The sequence below is a fragment of the Frigoribacterium sp. VKM Ac-2530 genome (assembly GCF_015350835.1).
Taxonomy (GTDB): Bacteria; Actinomycetota; Actinomycetes; order Actinomycetales; family Microbacteriaceae; genus Frigoribacterium.
The window spans coordinates 1-4,780 of the sequence record NZ_JADKSE010000003.1 but is presented as its reverse complement, the minus strand read 5'-3'; the positions used below and the strand labels follow the sequence as shown (position 1 = coordinate 4,780).

General features: G+C 54.9%; 2 rRNA genes. Both read right to left on the bottom strand.

What is annotated here, in order from left to right:
• Positions 1-72 precede the first annotated feature (72 nt).
• A 23S ribosomal RNA gene (locus ITJ48_RS15940) occupies positions 73-3,196 on the bottom strand.
• Positions 3,197-3,666: 470 nt separating this feature from the next.
• Positions 3,667-4,780: ribosomal RNA gene (locus ITJ48_RS15935) — 16S ribosomal RNA — on the bottom strand; the annotation flags it as partial.

Sequence of the window (4,780 nt, the reverse complement as noted above, 5' to 3'; positions counted from 1 at the left end):
TTGCCGACCGTCTTTCGGGAACCACATAGTGGACGCGTAGCAATCTTTCTTCCTCCTCTACAGGGGAAGAGTGTTGTCAAGTTATCGGCTTATTAGTACCGGTCAGCTCCATGGGTCGTTAGTCCCCACTTCCACATCCGGCCTATCAACCCAGTAGTCTAGCTGGGAGCCTCTCACCCCGAAGGGTATGGAAATCTCATCTCGAAGCCGGCTTCCCGCTTAGATGCTTTCAGCGGTTATCCGTTCCGAACGTAGCTAATCAGCGGTGCTCTTGGCAGAACAACTGACACACCAGAGGTTCGTCCATCCCGGTCCTCTCGTACTAGGGATAGATCTTCTCAAATTTCCTACGCGCGCAGCGGATAGGGACCGAACTGTCTCACGACGTTCTAAACCCAGCTCGCGTACCGCTTTAATGGGCGAACAGCCCAACCCTTGGGACCTACTCCAGCCCCAGGATGCGACGAGCCGACATCGAGGTGCCAAACCATGCCGTCGATATGGACTCTTGGGCAAGATCAGCCTGTTATCCCCGAGGTACCTTTTATCCGTTGAGCGACAGCGCTTCCACAAGCCACTGCCGGATCACTAGTCCCGACTTTCGTCCCTGCTCGACTTGTCAGTCTTACAGTCAAGCTCCCTTGTGCACTTACACTCGACACCTGATTGCCAACCAGGTTGAGGGAACCTTTGGGCGCCTCCGTTACTCTTTAGGAGGCAACCGCCCCAGTTAAACTACCCACCAGGCACTGTCCCAGAACCGGATCACGGTTCGTAGTTAGATATCCAAAGTGACCAGAGTGGTATTTCAACAATGACTCCACCTGAACTAGCGTCCAAGCTTCACAGTCTCCCACCTATCCTACACAAGCCACTCCGAACACCAATACCAAGCTGTAGTAAAGGTCACGGGGTCTTTCCGTCCTGCTGCGCGTAACGAGCATCTTTACTCGTAGTGCAATTTCGCCGAGTTCGCGGTTGAGACAGCTGGGAAGTCGTTACGCCATTCGTGCAGGTCGGAACTTACCCGACAAGGAATTTCGCTACCTTAGGATGGTTATAGTTACCACCGCCGTTTACTGGGGCTTAAATTCTCAGCTTCGCTTGCGCTAACCGTTCCTCTTAACCTTCCAGCACCGGGCAGGCGTCAGTCCGTATACATCGTCTTGCGACTTGGCACGGACCTGTGTTTTTAGTAAACAGTCGCTTCCCACTGGTCTCTGCGGCCTTTCCCGCTCCGGGAGTAAATCCCATCACGGTTCCGGCCCCCCTTCTCCCGAAGTTACGGGGGCATTTTGCCGAGTTCCTTAACCACGATTCTCTCGATCTCCTTGGTATTCTCTACCTGACCACCTGAGTCGGTTTGGGGTACGGGCGGCTTGAACCTCGCGTCGATGCTTTTCTCGGCAGCATAGGATCACTGATTTCCCCCAATCGGGGTACGCATCGGATCTCAGGCGCATTGACGACGGATTTGCCTATCGTCAGCCCTACATCCTTACACCAGGTTCACCTTACGGATACCATCGCCTGGCTCAGCTACCTTCCTGCGTCACACCTGTTAATACGCTAAACGCACCAGCATGGGGTCGAGCGTTAGACCGGCCGGCATCACCCCGAAGGGATCCGCTCAGCCGGGTTAGGACTCTTAGCACCACTGGATTATCTTGGGCGGTTCTTCGCCGGTACGGGAATATCAACCCGTTGTCCATCGACTACGCCTGTCGGCCTCGCCTTAGGTCCCGACTTACCCAGGGCGGATTAACCTGGCCCTGGAACCCTTGGTCTTTCGGAGGACGGGTTTCTCACCCGTCTTTCGCTACTCATGCCTGCATTCTCACTCGTGTGGCCTCCACGGCTGGTTTACACCGCCGCTTCACTGGCCACACGACGCTCTCCTACCACTCCGTACGACTGAACCACGAAGGCTTGTCTATAATACGAAATCTACAGCTTCGGTGGTGTGCTTGAGCCCCGTTACATTGTCGGCGCGGAATCACTTGACCAGTGAGCTATTACGCACTCTTTCAAGGGTGGCTGCTTCTAAGCCAACCTCCTGGTTGTCTCTGCAACTCCACATCCTTTCCCACTTAGCACACGCTTAGGGACCTTAGCTGGTAGTCTGGGTTGTTTCCCTCTCGACAATGAAGCTTATCCCCCACTGTCTCACTGCTGCGCTCTCACTTACCGGCATTCGGAGTTTGGCTGACGTCAGTAAGCTTTTGGGCCCCATCGGCCATCCAGTAGCTCTACCTCCGGCAAGAAACACGCAACGCTGCACCTAAATGCATTTCGGAGAGAACCAGCTATCACGAAGTTTGATTGGCCTTTCACCCCTATCCACAGCTCATCCCCTCCATTTTCAACTGAAGTGGGTTCGGTCCTCCACGACGTCTTACCGTCGCTTCAACCTGGCCATGGATAGATCACTTCGCTTCGGGTCTAGGACATGCGACTGTATCGCCCTCTTAAGACTCGCTTTCGCTACGGCTACCCCACACGGGTTAACCTCGCCACATATCGCTAACTCGCAGGCTCATTCTTCAAAAGGCACGCTGTCACCCCTACAAGGAGGCTCCAACGGTTTGTAAGCAAACGGTTTCAGGTACTATTTCACTCCCCTCCCGGGGTACTTTTCACCTTTCCCTCACGGTACTTGTCCGCTATCGGTCATCTGGGAGTATTTAGGCTTATCAGGTGGTCCTGACAGATTCACACGGGATTTCTCGGGCCCCGAGCTACTTGGGATCCCCATTCAGCCAGCGCCAGCATTTCGGCTACGGGGTTCGCACCCTCTATGACCAGCCATTCAAAGCTGTTCGCCTATACTGCGCTGTAACTGCTCCTGTCCGGCAGAACAGGACAACGGGTCCCACAACCCCGACCATGCAACGACCGCCGTCTATCACACATGACCGGTTTAGCCTCTTCCGATTTCGCTCGCCACTACTGACGGAATCACTGTTGTTTTCTCTTCCTGTGGGTACTGAGATGTTTCACTTCCCCACGTTCCCTCTACCCGCCCTATATATTCAGGCGGGAGTCACCAGGTCAAAACGCCTGGCGGGGTTTCCCCATTCGGACATCCTCGGATCAGGGCTCGATTATCAGCTCCCCGAGGCTTATCGCAGATTTCTACGTCCTTCTTCGGCTCCAGATGCCAAGGCATCCACCGTTTGCTCTTAGAAACTTGACCACAAAGTTGCTGCCGACCGAAGCCGGCAGCTCAGTGTTATCTCATTCGCCAACCACACCCGAAGGTGAGTTGGTCTAAGAAATTGCACTTAGTATCACAAACTCATGACCGACCCGAAGGCCGGCACTCGCTTGCGACTAAGATGCTCGCGTCCACTGTGTAGTTCTCAAAATACGGGCGGCACCAGAATCACCCTGCGATTGATGCAGGACTTTCCTGGCCCAGAGGAGTCAACCCGTTGATCTTCCGACCAACCGGTTTGGTCCCTCAGGACCCAACAGCGTGCACACTCCCCCGCTCGACCACCTTCACGTTCCAGACACCCGAAGGTGACGTACTAGCGCCGATGACGTTGCAAGAAAGTCATTGTCAATGTTCCACCCATGAGCGTCAGCCGAAGACATTCGCCTCGGAACTGACTTGACCAGTAACTCCCCGTGTATACCGCGGGGCTGGTACATGCTCCTTAGAAAGGAGGTGATCCAGCCGCACCTTCCGGTACGGCTACCTTGTTACGACTTAGTCCTAATCACCGATCCCACCTTCGACAGCTCCATCCCACAAGGGGTTAGGCCACTGGCTTCGGGTGTTACCGACTTTCATGACTTGACGGGCGGTGTGTACAAGGCCCGGGAACGTATTCACCGCAGCGTTGCTGATCTGCGATTACTAGCGACTCCGACTTCATGAGGTCGAGTTGCAGACCTCAATCCGAACTGAGACCGGCTTTTTGGGATTCGCTCCACCTTACGGTATCGCAGCCCTTTGTACCGGCCATTGTAGCATGCGTGAAGCCCAAGACATAAGGGGCATGATGATTTGACGTCATCCCCACCTTCCTCCGAGTTGACCCCGGCAGTCTCCTATGAGTTCCCACCATAACGTGCTGGCAACATAGAACGAGGGTTGCGCTCGTTGCGGGACTTAACCCAACATCTCACGACACGAGCTGACGACAACCATGCACCACCTGTATACCGACCTTGCGGGGCGACCATCTCTGGCCGTTTCCGGTATATGTCAAGCCTTGGTAAGGTTCTTCGCGTTGCATCGAATTAATCCGCATGCTCCGCCGCTTGTGCGGGCCCCCGTCAATTCCTTTGAGTTTTAGCCTTGCGGCCGTACTCCCCAGGCGGGGAACTTAATGCGTTAGCTGCGACACGGAGACCGTGGAATGGTCCCCACATCTAGTTCCCAACGTTTACGGCATGGACTACCAGGGTATCTAATCCTGTTCGCTCCCCATGCTTTCGCTCCTCAGCGTCAGTTACGGCCCAGAGATCTGCCTTCGCCATCGGTGTTCCTCCTGATATCTGCGCATTCCACCGCTACACCAGGAATTCCAATCTCCCCTACCGCACTCTAGTCTGCCCGTACCCACTGCAGGCTGGGGGTTGAGCCCCCAGATTTCACAGCAGACGCGACAAACCGCCTACGAGCTCTTTACGCCCAATAATTCCGGACAACGCTTGCACCCTACGTATTACCGCGGCTGCTGGCACGTAGTTAGCCGGTGCTTTTTCTGCAGGTACCGTCACTTTCGCTTCTTCCCTACTAAAAGAGGTTTACAACCCGAAGGCCGTC